Source organism: Rufibacter soli (genome assembly GCF_054781795.1).
Genome location: NZ_BAAGTS010000002.1, coordinates 1,856,770 through 1,883,767, shown reverse-complemented (window position 1 = coordinate 1,883,767; position 26,998 = coordinate 1,856,770). Strand labels below are relative to the sequence as shown.

The following is a 26,998-nucleotide window of genomic DNA, read 5'->3' as shown; positions in this document are numbered from 1 at the left end:
TAAATTGAGGCTTTTTCAGTTTTAAAGCCGGACCAACCCCCTTGGTGCTGGTGATTAATAGGATTAAATGCTTTTAAGAAGACTACTTTTCTTTCTGCTGCTGGCCACCTTGGGCTTGTCAGGGCATCTGGCCGAAGCACAGAAAAAGAAAGCCAACAAAGATTTATTTAGAAGGAAGGCTCCTAAAATTAAGTTTGTGAAGCCTGATACGGCTGTGGTAGTAAAGCAGGAAACTACCCAGGATGGCGATAAGCCTAATCGTGGTGCGTTCAGTCCGGTACGTAAACTCTCTATTGTCAGCGAAGACACCAGTTCCCTGGGTCTGGGCGAGCAGAGTATTGTGGAGATGTCTGAAGAGATACAGGTAGGCGACAGCGTCTGGGTGAAGATTGCGGGCTACTATGCCATCTGGGATACCCACAACATTAATCCGTACCGCAAAGACGGACGGAAGCTGGATGACACCATCAACCTGAAACTCTATGACAACCGGCATGCGTACAAAATGCCCTTGGTCTCCACCCCGGTAACCTCAGATTTTGGGTTTAGGGGTTACCGTTGGCACTATGGCACAGACCTGGACCTGGATACCGGTGACTCAGTGAAAACTGCGTTTGACGGGGTAGTGCGTATCTCTAAATGGGATGGCGGCGGTTACGGTAATTACATTGTGGTGCGCCACGTAAATGGTCTGGAGACCCTTTATGGGCACATGAGTAAACCCATCGCCAAAGTGGGGCAATTCGTAAAAGCGGGGGAACTCATTGGTTGGGGCGGAAGCACCGGCCGTAGCTCAGGGCCCCACCTGCACTATGAGGTGCGATATGAAGGAAACCCCATTGACCCCGAGGAACTGTATAACTTCCCGGATTATCTGTTGAAAGGGAAGAACTTTGCCGTTACCTCGGCGCTTTTCAATTATTACAACAGTGCTAAGCGTAAAACGTCATCTTCGCCTTCCAGGGCCCGGCGCACGGTTTACCACAAAGTACGGAGCGGCGAAGTATTGGGGAGCATAGCCCGGAAATATGGGGTACCGGTATCTCAGATTACCCGCCTCAACAGAATCACTACCCGAACCACTTTGAAAGTGGGCCGTAGTCTACGCATAAAATAAGACCAACAGATGAAACTTGACCTTCTGGCCTTTGCCTCTCACCCAGACGATGCTGAACTTGGCTGCGTGGGTACCATACTGGCCCATAAAGCGCAGGGAAAGAAAGTAGGCATAGTAGACCTTACCCGCGGGGAACTAGGCACCAGGGGCACGCCAGAGACCAGAGCCCAGGAATCGGCGGCGGCTTCTTCTATTATAGGCTTGGATGCCCGCGAGAACCTGGGCATGGCAGACGGCTTCTTCCGGAATGATGAGGCCCATCAGCGCCTGGTGATTGCTGCTATCCGGAAATACCGCCCCGAGATTGTCCTCATGAATGCCATCCACGACCGCCACCCAGACCATGGGCGGGGCAGTCAATTGGTGTCAGAATCCTGCTTCTTTTCAGGGTTACGCCAAATCAAAACCCAAAATGAGCAAGGCGAAGAGCAGGAAGCTTGGCGCCCCAAAGCCGTATACCATTACATTCAGGATCGTTTTATTACGCCGGATCTGGTAGTGGACGTGACTCCATTCTGGGAACAGAAGGTAGAAGCCATAAGGGCTTTTAAAAGCCAGTTCTTTACCCCCGGCAACGAGGAAACCGGCGAACCGGCCACTTATATCTCCTCGCCGGTGTTCATGCAGTTCATAGAGGCCCGGGCCCTGGAACTAGGCCATTCCATTGGCGTCACCTACGGCGAAGGCTTTACCAAAGAGCGCTACCTGGGCGTCCGGAACCTGTTTGATTTGCTATAGCCTAAAAATGTTTTAAGCCGTTTTTTATAAAACAGGCCTAAACTAAAACCGGTAGAAAATAAAAAGCGAAAGCCCATCTATCTAAGATGGGCTTTCGCTTTTTAACTGCTTTCCGTTTTGGGACCGTTTTTCCAAAAACAGGCCTAAAACGGAAAGATGGTTTTACAGCCGGTTTTTCCGCCAGGCAGAGCCTTTGGGGGAAGAAGTGGCTGTTTCCTGCAAAGGCGCGGCAGCTTTCTTGGTTTGGGTAGCAAATAGCCCTGCAAGTACAGCAGCAATTTCTTCTTCCTCTGGGGAAGAAGGCTGCTTTAAAACGGAAGGGTCTTTGAAATACCGCTCAATGAACTTGGTGTCAAAATTACCTGACCGGAAGGCCTCATGCTCCATCACAAATCGCCCGAAGGGCAGGGTGGTCTCAATACCGGTGATCTGGTACTCGTCAATGGCCCTGATCATCTTCTCAATGGCCTCCTGGCGGTCTTTGCCAAAGGTGACCAGCTTGGCGATCATCGGGTCATAGTAAATAGGAATCTCCATGCCTTCTTCAAAGCCGTCGTCTACACGCACGCCGGGGCCCTGAGGACGCTTATAGGTAGTGAGGGTTCCGATATCCGGGAGGAAGTTGTTGGTAGGGTCTTCGGCGTACACGCGCAGTTCCATGGCGTGGCCGGTAATAAAGAGATCTTCCTGGGCGAAGGAGAGGGGCGCGCCCTGCGCTACCATGATCTGTTCTTTCACCAAGTCCAGGCCCGTAATCTGCTCGGTGACCGGGTGCTCTACCTGCAGGCGGGTATTCATTTCCAGGAAATAAAAGTTCAGGTTCTCGTCTACCAGAAACTCCACGGTACCGGCGCCTTTGTAGTCACAGGCGCGGGCCACGTCTACGGCACAGCGACCCATCTCTGCGCGCAGCTCTGGGGTGAGAATAGCCGATGGCGCTTCTTCAATTACTTTCTGGTGGCGGCGCTGAATAGAGCACTCGCGCTCAAACAGGTGCACAATGTTACCGTGGGTATCACCTAGCACCTGAATCTCAATATGGCGCGGGGAGCCAATGTATTTCTCAATGAACACTGATCCGTCTCCAAAAGCTGACGTAGCTTCGCTGGCGGCGGTCTTCATCTGTTCCTCAAACTCCTCTACACGCTCCACCACCCGCATGCCTTTTCCGCCGCCGCCGGCGCTGGCCTTGATCAGGATAGGGAACCCAATGCTAGTGGCTATCTTTTTGGCCTCTTCCAGGTCGGTGATGGCGTACTCGGTGCCGGGCACCATAGGGATATTGAATTTGGCCACGGCGGCCTTGGCTGCAAGCTTACTGCCCATTAACTCAATGGCCTGCGGTGAGGGTCCTATAAAGATAATGCCAGCGTCTTCTACCTGTTGGGCAAACTGGGCATTTTCTGATAAGAAGCCGTACCCGGGGTGGATGGCATCAACGCCCAGGTTGCGGCAGACCTCTAAAATAACGTCGGCGCGCAGGTAAGAGGCGCTGGACGCCGGCGGGCCCACACAAACGGCCTCATCAGCGTAGCGCACGTGCAGGGCCTTGCGGTCAGCCTCTGAGTAGATGGCTACCGTTTTAATGCCCATCTCACGGGCTGAACGCATGATCCGGAGGGCAATTTCTCCGCGGTTAGCTACCAAAAGCTTCTGGATTCTTTTCATTCCGGCGAAATAATTTCGGTTTAATCATCAAAGAAAGTTCATTCCGGGCAAACTTAAAAGGCTAATTTACACCGGTAAGTATATATGGACTTTGTAATTGATGGAGATCAATGTAAATTTGCTGGTCTTTTAAGTGTATCTTAAATGATTTAACAAGATGTTTCCCGTCTTGACCAACATTAACCGCCTTAATCTTATCTAAAGTGGATTTATTTGAAAAGTTATTAGCCAACCGCGGACCGCTTGGCAGCCATTCACACTACGCCCATGGTTATTTCGCTTTCCCAAAACTAGAGGGAGAGATTTCCCCGCGCATGAAGTTCAGGGGCAAAGAGGTGTTGAACTGGAGCCTGAACAACTATTTGGGTTTAGCTAACCACCCCCAGGTTAGACAAGCTGACGCAGAAGCAGCGGCTGAGTTTGGAATGGCCTTGCCTATGGGGGCTCGTATCATGTCTGGTAACTCTACAAACCATGAGCAATTAGAAAAGGAGTTAGCCGAATTTGTGCAGAAAGAAGATTCTTTCTTGCTGAACTTCGGGTACCAGGGCGTAGTCTCTATCATTGACGCCGTGGTAGACCGCCATGACGTGATTGTATATGACGCCGAGTCACACGCCTGTATTATTGACGGCGTGCGTCTGCACCAAGGCAAGCGCTTTGTGTACCAGCACAACAACATGGAAAGCCTGGAGAAACAGTTGCAGCGGGCCTCACGCCTGGTAGCGGAGACCGGCGGCGCCATTCTAGTGATTACTGAAGGTGTATTTGGCATGAGCGGTAACCTGGGCAAACTGCGCGAAGTAGTGGCCCTGAAAGAGAAATTTGAGTTCAGGCTGCTGGTGGATGACGCGCACGGGTTTGGTACCATGGGCGAGACTGGTGCCGGTACCGGCGAACACTTGGGTATCCAGGATGGGATTGACATCTACTTCTCTACGTTTGCCAAGTCTATGGCCAGCATTGGCGCCTTTGTAGCCAGTAACCAACAGGTAATTGAGTACCTGCGTTACAACATGCGTTCCCAGACCTTCGCCAAGTCACTGCCAATGACGCTGGTGGTAGGAGCCCTGAAGCGTTTAGAGCTATTGCGTACCCAACCAGAGCTGAAAAACAACCTTTGGAAGATTGTGCATGCCCTACAGTCTGGCTTGCGCGAGAAAGGCTTTAACATTGGAACCACTGAGTCTCCGGTAACCCCCGTGTTGCTGAACGGCCAGATCTCTGATGCCACCGCCCTTACCCTTGACCTGCGCGAGAACTACAACATCTTCTGCTCTATTGTGGTGTATCCGGTAGTACCAAAGGATGTGATCATGCTGCGCCTGATCCCAACCGCCATCCATACCCTAGAAGACGTGGCCGAAACCATTGCCGCCTTTGAGGCGATTTCGGTGAAGCTAGATAAAGGACTTTATACAAAAACACCGGTTGCGGTCTAAAAAAGGCGGTCTTTAGTAAAATAATACAACCAGTAATTTTTTTGCACCTTATTTTATAATTCCTATATTAGAGCCATTAAACGAAACGTTAAACCATTAAAACAAGCTCTAATGAACAATTTTTCTAAAATTAAGGATCTGGTTCTTTCTCTGGAAGGTGACTTTGAAAAATTCTACGACAAGAAGAATTCAGCTGCCGGTACTCGTGTAAGAAAAGGTATGCAGGATCTGAAAAACATGGCCCAAGACATCCGTAAGGAAGTTCAAGACATGAAGAACGCAGAAGCAAAATAATATAAGTTGCTCATTAATAAGATATTATAAAAAAAGGAGGGTTTTTAAACCCTCCTTTTTTTATGTCTATAGTTTTTTAACCAGTGGTCTGTTTTAAAGCCGATTTTCTAAAAACAGCCTTAAAACAGACCGGTGAGATTTTCAATTTATCTTGGTTTCTGAAGGCCTACACGGCTTTTACCAGGTAGTAATTCTTCTTTCCCTTCTGGATTACGAGGTATTTTCCCTGGAGCAGATCTTGGGTGATGGCCTCGTCGGGAGCGGCTATTTTCTGCCGATTAATGCTCACGCCGCCATTCTGGATCATTTTTTTTGCCTCGCCTTTTGACTCAAAAATTTGGTTTTGGGTAAGCTCAGAAAGAAAATCTACGGCTGGGGTAGAAGCCGTCAAACCGGCTTTGGAAACCTCTATCTGGGGCACGCCTTCAAACACCGCCAGCAGGGTGGCTTCAGGTAAACCGCGCAGGGTTTCCAGGTCGCCTTTCCCGAACAGAATCTGGGAAGCCTCTACGGCACTCTCATAGTCTTCTTGTGAGTGCACGGTGGTGGTGACTTCTTTGGCCAGGGCTTTTTGCAGCACGCGCAGGTGCGGCGCTTGTGCATGCTCGGCTACCAGGGCCTCAATCTCCGGCTGGGTGAGTAGCGTGAATCGTTTGATCAGGTTCTCGGCTTCCTCATCGGCTACGTTAAGCCAGAACTGGTAAAACTTGTAAGGGCTGGTCATGTTAGGGTCCAGCCACACGTTGCCGCTCTCAGACTTTCCGAACTTGCTTCCGTCTGCCTTGGTCACAAGCGGCGTGGTGAGGGCATAGGCTTTGCCGCCGTCTATGCGACGGATCAGTTCTGTACCCGAGGTGATGTTACCCCACTGGTCTGAGCCGCCCATCTGCAGCCGCACGTTCTTGTGCTTGTACAGGTGATAGTAGTCATAACCCTGCAGTAACTGGTACGAGAATTCCGTGAAGGAAAGGCCTTCGGCGCCATCTTCACCTTCCTGGGCGGTAATGCGCTTCTTCACCGAGTCCTTCTTCATCATGTAGTTCACCGTGAGGTGCTTGCCCACGTTGCGCAGGAAATCAAGAAAAGAGAACTCCTTGAACCAGTCATAGTTGTTCACGATCTCCGCGGCATTGGCTACGCCGTCAAACTGCAGGAATTTCTCCAGCTGCTTTTTAATGCCGTTCTGGTTGTCGCGCAGCACCTCTTCAGAAAGCAGATTCCGCTCTGCTGATTTACCAGAGGGGTCGCCTATCATACCGGTGGCGCCGCCTACCAGGGCTATTGGCTTATGCCCGGCCCCCTGCAAATGCACCAACAGCATAATGGTAGCTAGGTTTCCTATATGGAGCGAGGAGGCCGTAGGGTCAAAGCCGATATAGCCGGTGGTCATGCCTGCGTTCAGTTGTTCTTCTGTTCCGGGCATGGCATCCTGCAGCATGCCGCGCCAACGCAGTTCTTCAATTAAATTCATGTGGCTTCAAATTTTACAAGGACCAAAGATACACATCTTTTAAAATGGATGGCAGGGGAGATTGGATAAACCAGAAGAGCAGGGTAAAGAAACGAAAGAGTAGAAAGTAACCAGAGAAATGGGGAGGTGTTTTGGGGCCGTTTGTCAGAAAACAGGAAGCCAAGGGGAGAAGCTGCTAGCCGTGTTATTACGCGATTATACCCGCGTAATAACACGGTTAAGCTGAACTCTTATTGTACAAGGCGATATTAGCTTCACCGGTTCAGGAGGCACAGGTAAGCCTGTTTTGCCATTTTCCTTGTTTTGAAGTTGTTTTAAAGGTGTTTTTTGGAAAACATGCCAAAACGCTATCTTGTAAGGGAACCTTTACCTACTCTAAGACGCCCAGGTCAGGCAATGAAAACCTCCTAATATAGCCCAGATAAGCGTATTTTTTCGGTTAGCACCTAGTTACGCGTCATTTAAAAATTAACTTGAAAGAATTAATAAACGACAGAAGAATAAGAATTATCGAATACAGTACAGAAAAGAACTGGTTCGGGCAGCTTCCAAGCAAGGATTGGCTTTGCATTCTTCTGGTTAATGACAAGCCAAGAAGATACATCGACGAAGTGATTACAAAAATCATTGTAAGAGATGTCGGATATGTCTGCACTATAGGAAAACAAGCAGAACAGGTGCATGATTTAATAGACGAAGAAATAACCTTTAGAGAATGTGAAATAGAGAAACCTTATCTGCCAAAGCACAAAATAATCACTACTTGGCACAGCGACTTTGAGGATGGAATCTGGTTTGCCCTGTTTGCCGCCGCCTCTGAAGAGTTTAAAATCAAGGAAGTGATAATCCTAGATATGACGGACGGGCAAGAAACTCAAAGAATAGAAACGTGCCTAGAGAAAATAAAAAAAGAAGAATCAGATAAAGAATAAGAAAAACGCCGCGTAACAACAGCTAAACGTCATCTCGGCCGACGGCCTTCGCCGTCATTTAGCCTAACCGTTGTGCTTAAGCTAAAAAATAGAATTGAACACTTTAAAATTTGCTGGATACTTACTTTACAGGTACTATTCAAAGGGGGAACAAGGGACATACCTTACTTTAGCACTTTAAGTGCATTTGTCTTCCTTTCAGCTATGCACATCATGCAGCTATTAGTTGTAACTAAAAATTTCGATTTTATTTGGCCCAGAAGTCAACCTCGGAGTATTCAATACATTCTAGTGATGATTTTCCTTGTGCCATTATACCTATTATTTAAGAAATTAATAAAAGAGGACGAATTAGAAAGAATGCATTTTCCTCAAGGGAAAATTTTCTGGGGAAATGTCTTACTGGTAATGTACTTCATTATCGATGTAGTTTTAATGATTATTTGTGCTAGAATAAACAGATAGGCTAATTAAGAAAGCCAAAGCACAACAACACCTAAACGTCAGCTTCGGCCGATGACCTCCGCTGCCGTTTAGACCAACCGTTCAGCTTAGGACTTTAAATCTTACCAATTATTCCCACTCCTCCCTTCTAGCCAATCTATCTCATCTCCACCGGTAATTTCCCCACTAGATAGTGCATTGCTTGTAGGACAGTAGTAACTTTGGGGTCTAGCATTGTACCCGTCCAGCACCCAAACAATCTCATGGCGCTTACCGCAGAAGACATCCTGAAGCAACTCAAGAACCGCGAATTCGCCCCTGTGTATTTCCTGCAGGGCGAGGAGCCGTATTACATTGACCTTATCTCAGATTATATTGAGAAGAACGCCCTCAATGACATGGAGAAGGGTTTCAACCAGGTGGTGCTCTACGGCAAAGACACAGACGTGCCCACGGTGCTGTTGCAGGCCAAGCGGTTCCCCATGATGTCTGACCGCCAGGTGGTAATTGTGAAAGAGGCCCAGAATCTCCCTAACCTGGAAGCTGATCCCGAGAAAGACCCGGCAGCCCGGCAGCTGGAGGCCTACCTGACCAACCCCTTGCCCTCTACCATTCTGGTGTTCTGCCATAAAAACAAATCTGTAGATGGGCGTAAGCGTCTGGGCAAACTGCTGGGCAAGCAGGCCGTCCTGCTTACTACCAAAAAACTCTATGAAAATCAGGTAGGCGGTTGGATCACCTCCTTTATTAAAGGAAAAGGCCTGCAAGCCACACCACAAGCGATCATGATGCTGGGCGAGTTCATAGGCTCAGACCTTTCCCGGTTGGCTAACGAGATTGAAAAGCTCACCATCAACCTAAAAACGGGGCAGACCATAGATGAAAAACTGGTGCAGGAGAACATCGGCATCAGTAAGGAATACAATATTTTTGAGCTACAGAATGCCCTTACCCGGCAAGACGTGCTCAAGGCCAATCGCATCCTTAATTATTTTGAATCCAACCCCAAGGACAATCCGCTTATCCCTAACCTGGTGTTGCTGTTTTCCTTTTTCTCCAAACTTATGACGCTGCACCTATTGCCCCAGATCACGGAACAGACCGTGGCCAAAGAACTGGGTAACCGTGGGTTTTTGGCCAAGGAGTATCTGGTGGCGTTACGGGCCTACCCGTACCGGCGGGTGCTGCAAATCATTACTTTTCTGCACCAGGCAGATCTGCAAAGCAAAGGCATAGCAGGAGGGTCCCTCTCAGACGCAGACATTTTAAAGGAACTGGTATTTAAAATTTTACATCCCATTCCTGTGCTAAGGTAATTTCTGTTTTAAGCCCGTTTTTCTAAAAACAGGCCCAAAACAGGAAAATTTGAAGGGGAAGTATATGCTAGAAGTTCTATATTTTCGTTCCAACGGTAGCAATTACCATAACTTTTGCCGTCGCTTCCTTACAATTTTTCTAAATTTGAAGGACGGGCCTTTCCGTGGCACACCATAGTTTTTGGTTTAGATAAGGCCGTAACGCTATTTACCTATGAAGATACCTTACAAGTTAGCCCTGGCCACTGCCTTGCTGGGAGGAGCCAACGTGGCACACGCGCAGCACCCGCTGACCTTCCGTTCAGAAGAGCGTTTTTTCCAGGAAGGGTTAGAGCTCTTTGACCGTGAAAAGTTTGGGGCAGCCCAGCAGGCCTTCGCAGAGTACATTCGGTTGATCAATGATCCTACCAAAACCGCCGATGCGCAGTATTACTACGCCATCAGTGGCCTGTACCTGTTCCACCCAGACGCCGAACAGTTGGTATTGCAGTTTGCCAAACGCTTTCCGGCGCACCCCAAAGCCAGCGTGGCGTTTTTTGAATTAGGTACATCCTTGTTTGACAGCAAGAACTATGACAAAGCCATCCAATACCTGGAAAAAGCCCCCGCTGACCGCCTGGACGATGCCCAATTAAAGGAGTTAGAGTTTAAGTTAGGTTACGCTTATTTCACCAAGAAGAATTTCAAGAAGGCCAAAGAGCTGTTTGACCGCAACAAACGCGGCACGCATGAATATTCCTATGCCTCTAGTTACTACGCCGGTTATTTAGCCTATAAAGAAGGAGATTACATAGGCGCCAAGCTGGACCTTAAGGTGGCCGAGAAGGATGAGAATTACAGCAATGTGGTGCCGTACATGCTCACCGAGGTTTTGTACAAGGAAAAGAACTTCCAGGAGGTCATCAGCTACGGAGAAGCCTCTTTGCAGAAGACGCCAAAGGTGCAAAACCCGCAGGAAATTGAACTGTTAGTGGGGGATGCCTACTTTCAGCGCAATGATTTTAAAAAGGCCTCTGAGTATTTCAAGAGCTACGCTAAAGGCAAAAAGACCTTAGATAAAACCGTTCAGTATAAAATAGGGATTGCAGACTACAAGACCAACGACTTCAAGAGCGCTATCCAGAACCTGAAGGCCGTGGCTTTCCAGTCAGATTCCCTAGGCCAGAACGCCTCTTATCACCTGGGCTTAAGCTATCTGAAAGACAACAACAAGCAATTTGCGCTGGGTGCCTTTGACCAGGCCCGCAAGCTCAACATTGACAAAAACGTAAAAGAGGGCGCCACCATTAAGTACGCGCAGCTCAACTATGAACTGGGTAACTTTTCTGAGGTGATCAATTCACTGGCCTCCTTCAGCAAAGACTTTCCGGATTCTAGGTTTGCCGGCGAAGCCGATGATATCCTGAGTGACGCTTACCTCAACTCCAGCAATTACCTGGAAGCGATCCAACACATAGAGAAACTGCCTAAGCGAAGCCACCGCATCAATGAAACCTACCAAAGGGTTACCTATTACCAGGCCGTAAAGCTGTACAATGACCAATTGTTCCAGCAGGCCGTGCAGATGCTGGACAAGTCCCTGGGTTTCCCTTATGACAAGGAGATTCAGGCAGGCAGTAACTTCCTGAAAGGCGAGGCCTATTCCATTGGGCAACGCTGGCCCCAGGCCATCAACAGCTACGGCGCGGTGTTCCAGACACCTGGATCGGGGCGCACCGAGTATTACGTGAAGTCACGCTACGGCATTGGCTATGCGTACTACAATGAAAAGCAGTATGACAAAGCGTTGGTGCATTTCAAGGCCTATCTGAACGATAATTCCATCAAGGCAGGCAACTCCAATTACACAGATGCCATGATCAGGCTGGCAGACACGTATTACGTGACCAAAGATTACAGCCAGGCCTTGTCTTACTATGACCAGGCGCTGGCCGCCCGTACCCCAGATGCAGACTATGTTCACTTCCAGAAAGGGGTGGTCCTAAACTTATCGGGGCGCCGGGACCAGGCCATAGCCAGTTTGCAGACCCTTCTCAAGAATTACCCTAAGTCGCGCTACGCCGATGATGCCGTGTACCAAAAGGGGATCATTGACTTTGAGGCCTCTAACTACGCTCCGGCCATTGCTTCTTTCAGCCAACTGATTGACAATTACCCCTCCAGTACCTTAGTGCCCAATGCCCTTCAGAAACGTGGGGTAGCCTACGGAAACCTGCAAAAGCCAAAAGAAGCCATTGCCGACTTCAAACGGGTCATAGACCAATACCCTACGCACCTCATAGCCAACAATGCCCTGTACAGCTTGCAGGAAACGCTGGGGGCGGCCAACCAAACCGAGCAGTTAGATACTTACCTGGAGAAATTCAAGTCGGCTAACCCCGAAAGCGATGCTCTGGAAAGCGTTGAATTTGAAGCCGCTAAATCGCTTTACTTCAATGAAAAGTATACCCAGGCCATTCCTAAGTTTGAAGGTTTCCTGAAGACGTACCCGGCCAGCGCCTCGGTGGCCAATGCCCGTTATTTCCTGGGTGATTCCTATTACCGCAGCGGCGACAAGGCCAACGCTTTACGCAGCTTAAAGGAAGTAGCCATACAAGGGAAGTCTGAGTACCTGAGCAAAGCCGTTCAGCGCGTGGCTGACATGGAATTTGAGAATGGCAACTATGGGGAGGCTGCCGCCTTCTACTCGCGCCTGCGTGACCTGGCCGCCAACAAGAAGGAGCAGGCCAACGCCTTGGTGGGTTTAATGAAGAGCTTCTACTTCACCAATGACTTCAACAATACCATCCTGATTGCCGATGATCTAATCGCTCGCGGAAACGCTACCTTGAACGCCTATAACTCGGCGCTCCTTTTCAGAGGAAAAGCCAGCCTGGCGCTGGGTCGTACAGACCAGGCCATGAAGGAATTCACCACAGCGGCTACGTCGGCTACAGATGTAAACGGTGCAGAGGCCCATTACCTCATCTCTGAGATTCTCTACAAACAGAAGAAGTACAAGGAGGCGCTGGATCACGGCTTTGAGTTCAGCAAAACCTTTGGGGATTACGATCTGTGGCTAGGCAAGACCTTCCTGCTTATTGCCGATGTGTACATTGCCCAGAATGAGGCCTTCCAAGCTAAAGCAACCTTAAATTCTATTATTGAAGCCTCGCCGCTGGAGGAAATTAAAACAGAGGCCAAAGCGAAACTAGCCGACCTGGAAAATAGCGTAACGCCTCCAGCAAACACCCCTAACGAGAAAGAAAATGAGAAATAAGACGAAATGGGCAGGTATCTCTGCTCTCTTTTTGCTGGGCTTACTGCCCGCCGCTCATGCACAGACAGGTTGGGGCGAAGGAACAAAGCTGGAAAACACAGAAATAGTAGTGGAAAAAAACCGGGTTTTGGAACTCCCGGAAGCACACCGGAATTTTGAGAAATTTCTGATTCAGCCGCCTAAGTTAGGGGACCGCAAGGTAGCCTACCGCTACAATGAGTATCGCTTGCCAGAACATTATATCAACCTTCCCATGAAGGTGCTTACCATTCAGCAGGAAGAACTAACCAAGCTGTATGGGAACTACGTGAAGGGCGGCATTGGCAACTACGGCACCGTGTACGCCAAAGGCTATTTCCATAACAAACGCAGTGACAAATCCTCATTTGGGGCAGAGGTAGGGCATCTGTCATCGGCCCACGGTCCCATAGAGAATTCTGGCTCGGCCAACAGTTACGTGCAGGGTCACGGCGAGCTGTACTCCGGCCCCATTACCGTGGGTGCCCGGGTAAAATATGACCGCGATCAGGCCTATTTCTACGGTCATAACCCCACCAAGGAGTTTGATAAGAACTCTATTAAACAGGTATATAACCGCTTTTTGGTAGAGGGGAACTTGAACAACCTTACCCAAGCCAGAACGGTTTTCCATTATGACGGAAAGATTGGCCTGCAGTATACCAATGATGATTTCTCGGCTAAGGAAACCCACCTGTTCGGGAACGTGGAGACCACTTATGACTTAAGTGATGAGTCTAAAGTAGTGGTGAACGCAGAGTTGGCCTATACTAGCCTGAAAGGCGACGAAGACACGTATGGCAGGGGCTTTTTCAAGGTACGTCCGGCCTACGCGCTTCAGTTAGATAAACTGAACTTGTTGTTGGGTGCTACCATTGCCTATACCGGTGACACCATTAATGACGCCAAGAAGTTTAACGTGTACCCGGCCCTAGAAGCCAACGTCCAGGTCATTGAAAACGGCTTGTCCATCTTTGCCGGTGCTGGCGGAGACTTGCAGCGTACCACATTGTATGGCCTCAGCAAAGATAACCCATGGCTGAACCAGAACCAATATGTGGCAGACGTAAACAAAGGCCTGGAGATTTATGGAGGGGTGAACGGAAGCATAAGTAAATACCTGAGCTTTACCGGCCGGGCGGCCCTGCAGCGTTACCGTAACCTGTATTTCTATAACAATGCCGTAGCAGATTCTTCTAAGTTTGACATTTTGTATGATGATGGGGTAACCAAGGTGTTCCAACTGTTTGGGCAATTGACCTTTAACCAGTCTGAAGACCTTAGAATAGGGATAAAGGCCGAGAATAACAGCTATAACGTCACCTCTTTAACCAAAGCGTTCCACCGCCCAGAGGTAATTGTGACGGCCTTCGGGTCATATAATCTTTGGGACAAGGTTCTCTTCAACACTGAACTTTACTATATTAGCAGTTCGTTTGGGGAGATTACCCGCCTGGACGGCACCAAGGTCTTGCAAGAGACAGACACCATTGTAGACCTGAACCTAAAGGCAGATTACCGCTTTTCACCCAGGTTCTCGGCTTTCTTAATGGGCAATAACCTGCTGGGCACTAAGTACCAGCGTTTTGTGAATTATCCTACCCAAGGGATTTCCTTTATTGGTGGGGTTACTTATTCTTTCTAAAAAGCATATGGTTCAGAGCCACATAAAATCTTTATTGTACGCCTATGACTGCGTGATCATTCCTGATTTTGGGGGATTGATCACGCATTACGCGCCTGCAAAGATCCATCAGGTGAAACATACGTTTTCACCCCCTTATAAGCGGGTGGCCTTTAATGAGCAGTTAAAGGTGAATGATGGGTTGTTGATCTCTACGTTAGCTCACAAGCAGCAGTGGCCCTTGCCCAAAGCCCAACAAACCGTGGCTGCCTTTGTCCAAGAGCTTAAAGAGCAACTGTTAACTCAACACAGATTTGAACTGAAGGACGTGGGCGTTTTCAGGTACAATGCTGAGCGCAAATTGGTGTTTGAAAGCCTGGACCAGGAAAACTTCCTGGAGCATTCCTTTGGTTTGCCTGAGTTGGTTTCTAAGCCTATCCCTGGCAAAGAGTCACTGGTGTTAAGAGGAAACTTCAAAGACCAGACCGCCTCCCAGGAGGGAAACAAAAAAAGCAGTCGGTTCAGAAAACTTTACCGCATGGGAGCCACCCTGGTACTGGGCGGCGTAGCCATCACCGGTATATATCTGCTTTCCCTTCAGAGCGACGTAGCCTTAAGTTCTTTGAATCCTTTTTCACTCATCACTTCTTCTACCAGCGCTCCTGCAACTACGCCAGCGCAAGAAGTTGAGACAGACCCATTTGAGCAAGCCCAATTAACGGAACAATTTAAATCTGCGCTTCCGCAAGAAACCACCGTTGAAAACGAGTTGGCGGCCGATGATTCACTTTTGGCCCAGTTTCCTGAAAACGGGCTTAAAACAGCGGAAGCCCCAGTGGCCTTAGCAGAAACGCCAATAGTGGAAGAAGTAGCCCCAGTGGCATCACCAGCCAAAAAAGAGAAAGAAGTTACGGTGCCCGCCGTCAAAACAGAGGTTAAGAAAGAAGCTGCGCCAGAGAAGGCAAAGGCCGCTACCTCTGCTGCTTCTACAATTAAACATAAAACGGGCCGTTTCTACGTTATCATGGGCGTATTCTCCTTAGATGGTTATGCGGTTTCCAATCAAAAAAGGCTTCAGAAAAAAGGGTTCGACGCGAAAATCATTGTGTCTGCCTATGACACCAAACGGGAACGGGTTTCTGTAGCAGACTTCGCTTCAGAGGCCGAAGCCTACGCAGCCCTACCGGCCCTGCGTTCTAAAATAAGCAATGAACTTTGGGTATATAATTATTAACATGAACGCTTTTCTGCTCCAGATTACCACTTCTGCTCCTGTAGACACCTTAGCAAACGCGGCCACCACCGCCCAGACTGCCCCAGAAACCGTTAGTTTATTAGATTTGACCATGGCCGGCGGTTGGGCTATGTTCCCGTTGGCGGCCCTTTCTATCATGGCCATTTATATTTTCGTGGAACGGTACCTCACCATCAAAAAAGCAGCCCAAAACCCTGCCGGATTTAACGCCCGGTTGAAAAGCCTGGTGGTTGCCGGAGACGTGCAGGGAGCCCGCATGTTATGCGCCCAAACTAACTCGCCTATTTCCCGCATGCTGGAAAAAGGAATTTCCCGCATTGGGCACCCTTTAAAGAACATTGAGGCCTCCATTGAAAACGTAGGTAAAATTGAAATTGCCCGTTTAGAGAAGGGGCTTTCTGGTTTGGCTACCGTAGCCGGCGCAGCCCCAATGCTGGGCTTCCTGGGTACCGTAACAGGTATGATTGGTGCCTTTATCGCTATTGCACAGGCCGAAGGCTCTATTAGTCCTAAGCTATTGTCTGGCGGTATTTATGAGGCGATGGTAACCACTGCGGCTGGTCTAATCATTGGCTTACCGGCTTATGTAGGCTACAACTTTCTGGTAGCTAAAATTGACAGCATTGTGCATGACATGGAGTACAGCTCCATTGAGTTCATTGATTTATTACAGGAGCCGCAAGCCTAATGAATTTACGTTCCAAAAACCGGATCAGCGCGGAGTTCAGCATGTCCTCAATGACGGACATCATTTTCCTTTTGCTGATTTTCTTCATGCTTACCTCCAATTTCGTGACCCCTACCGCTTTGCCGGTGAACTTGCCATCCAGTAGTAAGGGCAGTATCACTATGCAAAAGGTAAGCGTTACCATTACCGCAGACCTCCAGTATTTCGTAAATGATAAACCAACGTCACTGCAAACCCTTAGCGCTGACCTGGCTGCTGCCTTAGGCGGAACCGAAGAAGGTCAGGGGGTTGTTGTCTTGAATGTAGACAAGACCGTTCCCGTAGAATACCTGGTAAAGGTAGGCGGGATTGCCAGTGACCTGAAGGCGAAGATCTCTATTGCCACTATTGCAACTGAATAAAGTAACATGATTGCCGTATCCAAAGAAGAGGAAGAAAAGAACAAACGCATTGCCATGGGCGTGAGCATTGTGGCGCACTTGCTGTTGTTGCTTTTCTTATTTTATTTCCTGGCCTGGCAGTCGCCTGATCCTCCGCTGGACCAATTGGGCGGAATTGAAATGTCCTTCGGGACTACCGAAACGGGAAGTGGTGATGTGCATAGCAAAGCCCAGCCGAATCCCTCCCCAAACCCAGTAGACAGTAAGCCAGCGGCCGTAGCTCCTAAAGTTACCCCTACGCCACAGCCCCAACCTCAACCGGTAGAAGCCTCTAAACCTGAAAAAGTAGTAACCACTACCGCCGAGTCTCCGGTGACGGTTAAAGAGGAGCCAAAGCCCAAACCGGTAGAGGCCCCCAAAGAGGTGGTGAAAAAAGTAGACAACCGGGCCCTGATGACGGGTAAAGCAAAAGACGGCGGCGGAAACGGCACGGCAGGTACCAGTAACACACCAACCGGAAATAACAACGGGGATGAAGACAACGTAGGAGACAAAGGCAACCCAGCCGGCTTATACCCCGGTAAAAGCAACGGAAAAGGTGGCAGCGGCGGGGGCTCTTTGAACATGCCCGGCTGGCGCTATGACATCGCTCCCCGGCCTGACCCGTATGACAATGAGAGCGGCATTGTGAAAATCCAGATCAAGATTGACGCCGACGGGGATATTGTCAGTTTGAAGGTAATTGAAAGTAACGTGAGTCCGCAGGTAGAGAACTGGTATAAGAACCAGGTACAACGTACCACTTTTAGCCGAATCAATGGGGCTAATGCCAGCGGAGGCGCAACCGGAACCATTACCTTTATCATTAAATCTAATTAACCAACGCTGAATTTCGTGACCTACGAACAAGCCTTAGACTACCTTTACCAGCAGTTGCCGATGTTTCACCGCATCGGCAACGCTGCTTTTAAGAAGAGCCTAGACAATATTATTGAGCTTACCAAAGCGGTCAATAACCCTCAAGACAGCTTTAAAACGGTTCATATTGCGGGCACCAATGGCAAAGGAAGTTCCTCTTCCATGTTGGCCGCTATTCTGCAGTCAGCGGGATATAGAACGGGTCTATACACGTCCCCGCACCTGAAAGACTTTACGGAGCGCATTAGGGTAAACGGCCAGATGATCTCCAAAGAGAAGGTGGCTGAATTCACGACGCAGCACCAGGCGCTCTTTGAGAAAATCAAGCCTTCCTTTTTTGAGATGACCGTAGCTTTGGCCTTTGAGCATTTTAAAGAAGAGGCGGTAGACATTGCGGTGATTGAAGTAGGACTGGGCGGCCGCTTAGATTCCACGAACATCATCACCCCGCTGGTGTCTTTGATCACCAATATCAGTTTAGACCACCAATCCCTTTTGGGTAATACGCTTCCAGAGATCGCGAAGGAAAAGGCAGGGATTATCAAACCAGGCGTGCCCGCCATAATCAGCACCACCCAATCTGCAGTTTCGGGCACTTTTGAGAAAAAGGCACAGGAAACGGAAAGCCCGCTACTCTTTGCAGATCAGGAGTATCAAGTGGAATTTAAGGAGACAAAGGGGCTTCACTCTATTTATGAGGTATCCCGCAACGGAGCCCTTTATTTAGAGAACCTGGAACTGTCTTTACTAGGCAATTACCAGCGCTTCAATTTACCGGGTGTTCTGGCCACCGTAGATCAACTGAACCAACAAGGATTTTCCATTAAAGAAGACCACATACGGGAAGGTTTGCGCAACGTGCAACAGCTTACCGGCCTTAAAGGCAGATGGCAGGTATTGGCAGAAAAACCCCTGACCATTTGTGATACGGGGCATAACCAGGACGGCCTCACCGAGGTGGTGAAACAATTGTTGGCTTTAAAAGCGCCCCAGGTGCATGTGGTGTTTGGTGCTGTTAATGACAAAGACATCAGAAGCGTCCTTCGGCTTTTACCGGTGTCTTACCGGTATTATTTTTGTGAAGCCCAAATACCCAGGGCCTTACCGGTGCAGACACTGTGGGAAGAGGCGCAGTTCGCCGGGCTTAAGGGCGCGGCATACCCCACCGTAGAAGACGCCATTTTATCCGCTAAAGCCCATGCGCAGGAAGATGAGGTAATATTCATTGGAGGCAGTACCTTTGTGGTAGCGGAAATTCCCGAACTATAATTCATGGGCAGAGGTAAACTAGAGAAATTTGCGGTCAACGCGAACCGGGCTAACGTAATAGAACCCGGCAAAGAACAATACGAAAAGTTAAAGGGCGCCTGGAACACGGAGTTCTTTCATAAAAACCAGCCTTTGGTGCTGGAAGTAGGCTGCGGAAAGGGCGAGTACACCATTGGCATGGCCCAGCGCTTCCCTGATAAAAACTTCATTGGCATTGATATCAAGGGCAACCGCATCTGGAAGGGTAGCACCCTAGCCCTGGAGAATGCCCTACATAACGTAGGCTTCTTGCGCACCTTCATTGAAAACCTGGACCAGCATTTTGGAGAGCAGGAAGTAGATGAGATATGGGTCACCTTTCCAGATCCCCAACCCCGCAAGCGCGATATCAAACGCCGGCTTATGTCCCCAAGATTCCTGGACATGTACCAGCGCATCTTAAAACCCGGTGGTAAAGTGCACCTCAAAACCGACAGTGAATTATTATTTGATTATTCTCTGGAAGTTCTGGAAGAAAGAAAAGCCCATAACCTCTTGTACACAAAAGATTTATACGAATCTGAATTACAGGACCACACCATGGGGATTTACACTACTTTTGAAAAGACATACCTTGAACTAGGGGTGCCCATTAAATATTTACAATTCACTGTGGGTTAAGGTGCTATTTTTTTCAGGTGCTGATGTGCTAGTTAATCCTGTAATAATCAGATAACCAAAGTCACTCACTTTACTTCAATACCTATAAAAGCGAAACCCGTTTTGAGCCTGTTTTCTGAAAAACAGGCTCAAAACGGGTTTCGCTTTTAAACGATGATTTGGGTAAGAATAGAGCAACTCTAAAAAGTAGGTTAGCTTCTACGCTTAATTAGCACATCAGCACCTTAAACAATTAGCACCTTATTCTAATCTTCCAGCTGCTCAAAGATTTCTTCCAGTTCATCAAAGTTCTTATAGCCCGGCCTAATTTCCTGGCCACCTTTCAGGGCTATTCCAGCTGGCTGAATACGGTCTAAAGCTTCTTTGGTATTTGCCTTGTTTAATCCAAAGCCCAGCAGAATTGGGTATTTCTTGGAGATATCGCGGAGGAACCGCAGGTTGGTTTCATCAATTAAGGAGAAGTCCTCAGAATCTATGAGAAAATATTCTACGTGCTGGTGATACAGTTCCAGGGTGCTGATAATTTTCTCTTCAACAGAATCTTTGTCAATCATTACCCGCATAATTATGGGCAGCGGCAAATCATCCAGTTCTTCAATATAGTACAGGCTATTTAACTGAAGAAGATCCACTTTATAATCCAGTAACAGCTCTTCCAGCTCATTTACCGGTAAATCAGTTACTTCTCCTACCAACTTCACACCTGAGACCCAACCAGAAATTTCTTTAAAGGCTGCAGGGGAAATATGCTGAGATTGGCCAGCCTGCAGGGAGAAACCCAGCATTTCTACGCCCATGCCTGCGCAATAACGGGCATCACTCAGGTTGGTAATTTGGTTTACTAGGACAATTGTATTTAGTGCCATGGTTTTCTTATTTTGGGAAAATCGGCCCACCTGAAGAGGGCTGATTCAGTGGTCAAATGTACAGGGTAAACCGTTTATTGCCTATAAAGCAAGCATAAAAAGAAAGAATTCTTTGAAAATTTCTTAACCTTCTTTTATTAAACTATTTCCTTACGGAAACGGTTGGAAAAACAAAGACAGAAGGGCCAGAAAGGCTGCAGGCGTGAATGGTCCTTGAATTGACTATATTTGCAACATTGTTTTTCGGCGGGACTGTGAATCCCGTTTCATCTTAGAAAAAAATGAGTTCAAAAGGAAGAGTATTGGTCGCCATGAGTGGCGGCATTGATTCCTCGGTGGCAGCAGTATTGCTCCACGAGCAGGGATACGAAGTAGTAGGTATGACCATGAAGACCTGGGATTATGCCAGTGCCGGGGGAAGTAAAAAGGAAACCGGCTGCTGCAGCCTGGACTCCATTAATGACGCCCGCGACATTGCTGTGCAACTTGGGTTCCCGCACTACATCATTGACATTCGGGAAGAATTTGGCGATTACGTGATCAACCATTTCACGGATGAGTACATTGCCGGCCGCACGCCTAACCCTTGTGTATTGTGCAATACGCACATAAAATGGGATGCCTTGCTACGCCGGGCAGACAAACTGGGCTGTGATTTCATAGCCACGGGGCATTACGCCAACATCCGGCAGGAAAACGGCCGGTATGTGATCTCCAAAGGCAAAGACCACAATAAAGACCAATCCTACGCCCTTTGGGGAATCTCGCAGGAAAGCCTGAGCCGCACCATTTTCCCGTTGGGACAGCTGCATAAAACAGAGATCAGGCAGATGGCCATGGACCGCGGATTTGACGCGCTGGTGAAGAAGGCCGAGTCTTATGAGATCTGTTTCATTCCAGACAATGATTACCGCAGTTTCCTGAAGCGCCGCGTACCTACCTTACAGGCCGAAGTAGCCGGAGGCGAGTTTGTGTTGGAAGATGGTACTGTAGTGGGCAAGCATGAAGGCTACCCATTTTATACCATTGGCCAACGCAAAGGCTTGGGTGTGGCGCTGGGTTATCCCGCTTTTGTAACCCGAATAGAGAAAGATACGAATAGGGTAGTGCTGGGCAATTACGAGCAGCTGGCCAAAAACGGCATGAACGTGGGCAAGCTTAGCCTGGGCAAATATGAAAACCTATTGGGCCTTCCCACAGAAACCGTGACCAAAGTCCGATATAATGACGCCGGCACGGCCGCTACCATTGAGCAGGTAGGAGACAAAATGCTGGTGAAATTCCATGCGGGCGTGAACGCCATTGCCCCGGGCCAGGCAGCCGTGTTCTATGAAGGCGATGACGTGATAGGCGGCGGTTGGATTGAAACAAGCTTTATGTTAGACGAATAGTCTATTTAAATACCTCTATGAAAAGACTTTTGCTTGTGGTAGCCTTGTTGGCTAGTATGTTTTCTTCCTGCGGGGATGAAGAGGTAGTGCTTGATCCTGTAAAAATGGGCCAGGCATATTATCCCTTGGAAGTGGGTAGTTTCTGGGTTTACAACGTCACAGAAACCACTTATAAAAACAATGTGCCAACTAAGGTTAATTTTCAGACCCGAGAACTGGTGAAAGGGATTTACAAAGACCAAACCGGGAAAGAATGGCATACCCTGGAAATAAGCAAAAGATTGACAGCCAGTAATTCTTGGGTGGTGATAGGTTCAAAAACTATTTCCAAAACAGTAAAGGATGTTCAGGTCCAGGAAAACAACCGAACTACTGTGTTCATGGTCTTCCCGGTAGCTGAAGGTAAGGAATGGAACCCCAATGCCTATAATAAGGACTATGCCTTTGATGAAGAATCCCAAAACCAAAGCAGGTTCAAATACCAGGAGGTAGGCGCTACCTTTGAAAGAAATGGTAAAAGCTATCCTAACACCGTTAAGGTAATTAAAACAGACTCAGAAACCTTGCTGGCCTTAGATAAGCAATATGAACAACTTGCTTTAGAAACAGGACCGGTTTTTAGAAGCTCTAAGGTTTTTACTTATTGTAGCGGCGGAGCAGGCAGTACCTGTGAGATTGGCGAGGGTTATATAGTTTCTGGCACTGAACGCGCAGAAGAATTAGACTCCACTGGCAAAATATAAGTAAAGGCTCAAAATTTTAAAGGGTATTATTCTGTTTATCAGGGTAATACCTTTTTTTTATGTCAATTCCTTAAAACGCCTATAGGAGGATTTGCCAGTTAATAAGCATGGCAGATATAGGGCATTACCTGTATTCCTTGGTTTTCCTACCAAGAAACCGTTGCTTTGTATTTATCTTAAACCTTGCCCTCATGTCTCACCTTATTGCCCCTTCTGTTTTAGCCGCCAACTTTGCCAACTTAGGCGCAGATGTAGAAATGTTAAATCAAAGCGCTGCAGACTGGATCCATATTGACGTGATGGATGGCCGGTTTGTACCCAATATCTCCTTCGGTTTTCCGGTGATCCAAGCCATCCAGAAAATTGCCAAGAAGACTATGGATGTGCACCTGATGATAGAACAGCCCGAACTCTACATTGAACAGTTCAGACAAGTAGGGGCTGATAACATTACGGTCCATTATGAGGCGTGTCCACACTTGCACCGTACGTTGCAACAAATCAAAACTTCCGGTGCCAAAGCTGGGGTAGCCTTAAATCCACATACTCCTATTTCCAGCCTATCAGAGATCATCAAGGACATTGACGTGGTTTGCCTTATGTCTGTGAACCCAGGATTTGGTGGGCAGAAATTCATCCAGCATACGTATAAGAAAATTAAGGACTTAAAAACCTTGATCACCCAAAACCGTTCAGCCTGTTTGATAGAGATAGACGGTGGGGTTAACCAGGAAAATGCACCGCTTTTATTAGCTGCCGGGGCAGATGTGTTGGTAGCTGGTTCCTTTATTTTCAACTCAGAAAATCCGGTTCAAACCATCCTTGATCTGAAGCAAATTCAAAAATAATCGTTCATGGGTCTCCGCAAGGGTTGGTGGGTAGTTCTTTTCCTTTTAAGTAGTCTGCCGTCCTGGGCCCAGCTGGCGTATGTACAGGGTGAAGTGCAAGACGCAAAGCAAAGAGCCCTAGTGGGTGCATCAGTGGCCGTAAAAGGCCAGGATTTGGCTACTACAACTGATGTCCAGGGGAAATTCAGTTTAAAGCTGGAGCCTAACACTAAACTCACCCTGGTCATTACCTATATTGGGTATAAGGCCTATACCAAGGAAATTGTTTTGCTGCCCCAAGAAACGCGGTTTCTTACGGTTGAATTGCAGGAAGAGGAAACCAAAATCAACGAGGTAAGAATCACGGGAAAAAGCCTTGGAGATACCCGAGATCAGGTGAGCATCACCAAACTTGATCCACGCTTAACCCTGCGGTTACCCTCGCCCTTTCAGGAATTCAACAAAGTGCTGCTTACCCTGCCTGGTGTGACCAGCAATAATGAACTCTCTTCCAGCTACTCAGTAAGGGGCGGAAATTTTGATGAAAACCTCGTGTACGTAAACGGCATGGAGGTGTACCGTCCATTTTTGAATATGAGCGGACAGCAGGAAGGTCTCAGCTTTGTGAACCCAGACTTAGTCCAGGATATTACCTTTTCCTCTGGAGGCTGGCAACCCAAATATGGCGACAAGCTTTCCTCTGTATTGGACATCCAATATAAGACACCAACCAATTTTGAAAGCACGGTATCTGGTAGCCTGACCGGCGGCTCCCTGCACACCCAGGGCGTTGCGGCCAAGGGCCGGATGACGTACTTGTTGGGAGCAAGGCATAAAAACGCAACCTACGTGCTCAACAGCCTTCAGGTAGAGGGGAATTACAAGCCCAAGTTTTCAGACGTACAAACCTTTCTTACTTATGACCTTTCCTCTGCAGCCCACCGGGCTCAAGGTCTTGAGCCCAAAACCCAACTCAGTTTTTTAGGGAATGTGGCTTATAATAATTACCAGGTAAGGCCAGAAACCCGTGAAACCAGTTTTGGGAATCAATTTCAAATGCTGAGGTTGTTGGTAGGGTATGATGGTCAGGAAAAAATGCGCTACACCACCTATCAAGGGGGAATCAGGCTTCAGCAGGAAATTAGGCCTGATCTTAAGGCCGAGTTAATATATTCCGGTTTATACAGCCAGGAGCGGGAGTACAGGGACCTGGAGGCTGGGTACCGGTTTTGTGACGCTGAACCCACCCCGGGCGTTTCCCCTTTCAACAGGTGCGCAGGAGAGCGCGGGCTAGGCACGCGGTATGAATTTTCCCGCAACCGCCTTAGGGCTTCCCTTCAGGCTTTAGAACTAAGGACCACCTGGGCAGCCTCCCGAAGAAGTGAAGTAAGCGCTGGCCTAAAGGTTGGCCATGAAAACTTCCAGGATCAATTGCAGGAGTATTCCTTCCAGGATTCCTCTGATTACGTCTATAATTTCCAGACATTACAAAGCCGACAAACCCTTGGGTCTTGGCGATACCAGGGTTTTGCGCAGCACCAGCTTCAATTAGACAGCCTCCAAACCCTTACTTATGGCGCCCGCCTCCATTATTGGTCAGTGAATGGCCAGGTTTCAATTAGCCCCCGGGTGCAGTACGCGGTTAGGTTTCCTCAATGGCCTGCCTGGTCTTTCAAAGCAGCCTCTGGTCTATATGTACAGGCTCCGCTCTACCGCGAACTGCGGGATATGAACGGCACCTTGCACCCAAACCTCAAAAACCAGCAGGCATGGCACATCATCACCGGGTCAGAATACCAGTTTCAAAAGTGGGGCCGTCCTTTCAAATTCACCGCCGAGGCCTACTACAAATACCTGCCCTCCATCATTCCGTATGAACAGGACAACATGCGCATTAGGTACTTACCTCAAGTGGAAGGGAAAGCATACGCCATGGGCCTTGACCTGCGCGTAAACGGCGAGTTTATAAAAGGGGAGGAGTCGTGGTTTAGTTTGGGGGTTTTGAGCACTAGGGAAAACCTGAAAGGGGATTCTACCACCATCAGGGACCCCGAAACCGGAAAAGAACTTCGCAAGGAAGAAAAAGGCTACATCCGGCGCCCCTCTGACCAATTCCTGAATTTTGGGGTGTTTTTTCAGGACCATTTACCCAATAACCCCACCTTGCGCATGTATTTGAACGGCGTGTTCTCAACTGGCCTGCCTTTTGGCCCTCCCGGAGATATTAACCTCCGGAGTGCCTTTGACGGCCCTGCCTACAAACGGGTAGATATAGGGTTTTCCAAACTAATTACCCTTAGGCCCGAGCAGGAGGATTCTTTTGGGCTCAAAAGCCTTTGGCTGAGCCTGGAAGTATTGAATATGATTGCCGCCAATAATGTGGTCTCTTATAATTACATCAAGGATTTCAACGGCATTACTTACGCTGTACCCAATTACCTCACCGGTCGCCTGATAAACGTGCGGTTTATGGCCAAATTCTAACCGACTTCAGCATACCTGTAAAACAGAACTGCCTGCTTTCTTTAAAAGCAGGCAGTTCTGTTTTGAGCACGTTTTAAGGGAAATAGCCTTAAAACAGCAGTGATTCCGTTTTAAGCACGTTTTGGGCAAAACACCCTCAAACCAGATTAGCTGTTAGTTGACATTGAATCTCTTTTCTTTCCATAGCACCGCATCATCCTCTATTTCATCGGCATAGGTTTGGTAGCTTTCTTTGGTTTTCTTACCTAGTTTCTGGGCCTTTTTGTTGAGTTCAAGGGCTTCCATAAACTCGTTGTTCTGGGCTAGCAGCCTAGCCTTTAACCAGGTGTTGTAGAAATTTTCTTCTATGTCAATAGACTTGTTCACCCACTTTAAGGCCAGTTCATGGTCTTGGTCTTGCTGCAACAGGTAATTAACAGCCTGCGCATACACAGACCAATCTGTTTTCTTAGACTTCTCCAGGGCTTCTTTAATAAGGCGCATGGTTTGGTCATGCGTTTCAACCTTCACAGGAACTTCTAATTCTTTGTCGGCCCAATTGAGGGTTAAAATTCCGCTGTTAGGTTGGATGTCAGTGACTGTATACTGGAGGGTTTCATGAAAAGGCGCTTTAACCGTTGTAAAGGGCAACCTGACTTGGTCCTGGGCCGGATCATAACCCTCGGTGCCCCAAAGCCCTTTTTGTTTATTAAGAATCAAGGTCCAGTTGTCTTCATCCTGGGGCAGGATATACAAGGTATAGGTACCGGCCTGAATGGTTTCCTGGGCTATTTTAACTTCGGTGCTGAAGGAGATACTGGTTGCTTCATTGGCACCTGCGCGCCACACCTGGCCATACGGTACCAATTTGCCCCAGATAGTACGGTTTTTCACCCCCGGCGCTCCGTAGTTAATGGTAATTTCAGTGACCCCAATGGTATACGTGACATTTACCCTAGGGCTAGCCTGCGGTAATTTGAGGGTGGTTTGGGCAAAGGAAGAGTGGCAGAGCAGTAAAAAGCAAGTAAGAAAAGGAAGGAGTAATTTCATAGTTCAACACGCTAGGATAGCCGTTCTAAAAGCAACAAAACATTTCCGGCAGAAGGTCAATTTTCGGGCCGTAAAATTTTAACACTACTTTAATACGCTTATTTTGATAATTAGTATTGCTTTGCAAAGGTAATAGTGATTAACCCTTTTACGCAAGTGAAATTG

General features: G+C 48.1%; 22 protein-coding genes. 18 read left to right on the top strand and 4 right to left on the bottom strand.

The window, feature by feature from the left end; translation table 11 throughout:
• Positions 1–67: 67 nt before the first annotated feature.
• Entirely contained in the window at positions 68–1,117 is a 1,050-nt protein-coding gene (locus tag ACYVJQ_RS09775; RefSeq protein WP_460892890.1) for a peptidoglycan DD-metalloendopeptidase family protein, read from the top strand.
• Positions 1,118–1,126: 9 nt separating this feature from the next.
• The gene (gene bshB1, locus ACYVJQ_RS09770; RefSeq protein WP_460892889.1) at positions 1,127–1,855 is read left to right on the top strand and encodes a bacillithiol biosynthesis deacetylase BshB1; all 729 of its coding nucleotides are present in this window, start codon (positions 1,127–1,129) and stop codon (positions 1,853–1,855) included.
• 162 nt (positions 1,856–2,017) lie between these two features.
• Here the strand turns inward: bshB1 and accC are convergent, their stop codons facing one another.
• Positions 2,018–3,523, bottom strand: coding sequence for an acetyl-CoA carboxylase biotin carboxylase subunit (gene accC, locus ACYVJQ_RS09765; RefSeq protein ID WP_460892888.1), 1,506 nt, complete (start codon positions 3,521–3,523; stop codon positions 2,018–2,020).
• Between the two features lie 203 nt (positions 3,524–3,726).
• Between accC and ACYVJQ_RS09760 the strand changes: the two genes are divergently transcribed.
• Both ACYVJQ_RS09760 and ACYVJQ_RS09755 read left to right on the top strand, forming a co-directional pair.
• The gene (locus ACYVJQ_RS09760; protein ID WP_460892887.1) at positions 3,727–4,965 is read left to right on the top strand and encodes an aminotransferase class I/II-fold pyridoxal phosphate-dependent enzyme; all 1,239 of its coding nucleotides are present in this window, start codon (positions 3,727–3,729) and stop codon (positions 4,963–4,965) included.
• A gap of 111 nt (positions 4,966–5,076) precedes the next feature.
• Complete coding sequence (locus tag ACYVJQ_RS09755) at positions 5,077–5,259, top strand: hypothetical protein (protein ID WP_048920479.1); 183 nt, start codon at positions 5,077–5,079, stop codon at positions 5,257–5,259.
• A gap of 166 nt (positions 5,260–5,425) precedes the next feature.
• Here the strand turns inward: ACYVJQ_RS09755 and tyrS are convergent, their stop codons facing one another.
• Positions 5,426–6,730 carry a tyrosine--tRNA ligase gene (tyrS, locus tag ACYVJQ_RS09750; RefSeq protein WP_460892886.1) on the bottom strand — a complete coding sequence of 435 codons (1,305 nt, stop codon included), beginning with the start codon at positions 6,728–6,730 and terminating at the stop codon, positions 5,426–5,428.
• A gap of 473 nt (positions 6,731–7,203) precedes the next feature.
• On the opposite strand from tyrS, the gene ACYVJQ_RS09745 reads away from it, so the two are divergent.
• The 10 genes from ACYVJQ_RS09745 to trmB all read left to right on the top strand — a co-directional run bounded on the left by ACYVJQ_RS09745 (position 7,204) and on the right by trmB (position 19,493).
• Positions 7,204–7,662 carry a DUF7684 family protein gene (locus tag ACYVJQ_RS09745; RefSeq protein WP_460892885.1) on the top strand — a complete coding sequence of 153 codons (459 nt, stop codon included), beginning with the start codon at positions 7,204–7,206 and terminating at the stop codon, positions 7,660–7,662.
• 707 nt (positions 7,663–8,369) lie between these two features.
• Positions 8,370–9,422, top strand: a complete 1,053-nt coding sequence (gene holA, locus ACYVJQ_RS09740) for a DNA polymerase III subunit delta (protein ID WP_460892884.1) — start codon at positions 8,370–8,372, stop codon at positions 9,420–9,422.
• A gap of 214 nt (positions 9,423–9,636) precedes the next feature.
• A complete protein-coding gene (locus ACYVJQ_RS09735; RefSeq protein ID WP_460892883.1) occupies positions 9,637–12,681 on the top strand; it encodes a tetratricopeptide repeat protein in 3,045 nt (1,014 codons plus the stop codon).
• Entirely contained in the window at positions 12,671–14,344 is a 1,674-nt protein-coding gene (locus ACYVJQ_RS09730; protein WP_460892882.1) for a porin family protein, read from the top strand. Before ACYVJQ_RS09735 ends, ACYVJQ_RS09730 begins: the two co-directional genes overlap by 11 nt.
• A 7-nt stretch (positions 14,345–14,351) precedes the next feature.
• Positions 14,352–15,557 (top strand): HU domain-containing protein, encoded by a 1,206-nt coding sequence (locus ACYVJQ_RS09725; RefSeq protein ID WP_460892881.1) that lies wholly within the window; start codon positions 14,352–14,354, stop codon positions 15,555–15,557.
• Between the two features lies 1 nt (position 15,558).
• Positions 15,559–16,266: a MotA/TolQ/ExbB proton channel family protein gene (locus ACYVJQ_RS09720; RefSeq protein ID WP_460892880.1), complete on the top strand. Its 708-nt coding sequence runs from the start codon at positions 15,559–15,561 to the stop codon at positions 16,264–16,266.
• Entirely contained in the window at positions 16,266–16,667 is a 402-nt protein-coding gene (locus tag ACYVJQ_RS09715; RefSeq protein WP_460892879.1) for an ExbD/TolR family protein, read from the top strand. Before ACYVJQ_RS09720 ends, ACYVJQ_RS09715 begins: the two co-directional genes overlap by 1 nt.
• 6 nt (positions 16,668–16,673) lie before the next feature.
• A complete protein-coding gene (locus tag ACYVJQ_RS09710) occupies positions 16,674–17,525 on the top strand; it encodes a hypothetical protein (RefSeq protein ID WP_460892878.1) in 852 nt (283 codons plus the stop codon).
• A gap of 15 nt (positions 17,526–17,540) precedes the next feature.
• Positions 17,541–18,833 carry a bifunctional folylpolyglutamate synthase/dihydrofolate synthase gene (locus ACYVJQ_RS09705; RefSeq protein WP_460892877.1) on the top strand — a complete coding sequence of 431 codons (1,293 nt, stop codon included), beginning with the start codon at positions 17,541–17,543 and terminating at the stop codon, positions 18,831–18,833.
• A gap of 3 nt (positions 18,834–18,836) precedes the next feature.
• Complete coding sequence (gene trmB, locus ACYVJQ_RS09700; RefSeq protein ID WP_460892876.1) at positions 18,837–19,493, top strand: tRNA (guanosine(46)-N7)-methyltransferase TrmB; 657 nt, start codon at positions 18,837–18,839, stop codon at positions 19,491–19,493.
• 245 nt (positions 19,494–19,738) lie between these two features.
• Here the strand turns inward: trmB and trpF are convergent, their stop codons facing one another.
• The gene (gene trpF, locus ACYVJQ_RS09695) at positions 19,739–20,359 is read right to left on the bottom strand and encodes a phosphoribosylanthranilate isomerase (RefSeq protein ID WP_460892875.1); all 621 of its coding nucleotides are present in this window, start codon (positions 20,357–20,359) and stop codon (positions 19,739–19,741) included.
• A 281-nt stretch (positions 20,360–20,640) separates the two neighbouring features.
• On the opposite strand from trpF, the gene mnmA reads away from it, so the two are divergent.
• From mnmA to ACYVJQ_RS09675, 4 genes are all read left to right on the top strand, one after another.
• Positions 20,641–21,750, top strand: a complete 1,110-nt coding sequence (gene mnmA, locus ACYVJQ_RS09690) for a tRNA 2-thiouridine(34) synthase MnmA (protein WP_460892874.1) — start codon at positions 20,641–20,643, stop codon at positions 21,748–21,750.
• A gap of 17 nt (positions 21,751–21,767) precedes the next feature.
• Positions 21,768–22,493, top strand: a complete 726-nt coding sequence (locus ACYVJQ_RS09685) for a hypothetical protein (RefSeq protein ID WP_460892873.1) — start codon at positions 21,768–21,770, stop codon at positions 22,491–22,493.
• 191 nt (positions 22,494–22,684) lie between these two features.
• Positions 22,685–23,341 (top strand): ribulose-phosphate 3-epimerase, encoded by a 657-nt coding sequence (rpe, locus tag ACYVJQ_RS09680; RefSeq protein ID WP_460892872.1) that lies wholly within the window; start codon positions 22,685–22,687, stop codon positions 23,339–23,341.
• Positions 23,342–23,347: 6 nt separating this feature from the next.
• Positions 23,348–25,804 (top strand): TonB-dependent receptor, encoded by a 2,457-nt coding sequence (locus ACYVJQ_RS09675; RefSeq protein WP_460892871.1) that lies wholly within the window; start codon positions 23,348–23,350, stop codon positions 25,802–25,804.
• Positions 25,805–25,957: 153 nt separating this feature from the next.
• On the opposite strand, the gene ACYVJQ_RS09670 is transcribed toward ACYVJQ_RS09675, so the two are convergent.
• Entirely contained in the window at positions 25,958–26,833 is an 876-nt protein-coding gene (locus ACYVJQ_RS09670) for a DUF2911 domain-containing protein (RefSeq protein ID WP_460892870.1), read from the bottom strand.
• Positions 26,834–26,998 lie beyond the last annotated feature (165 nt).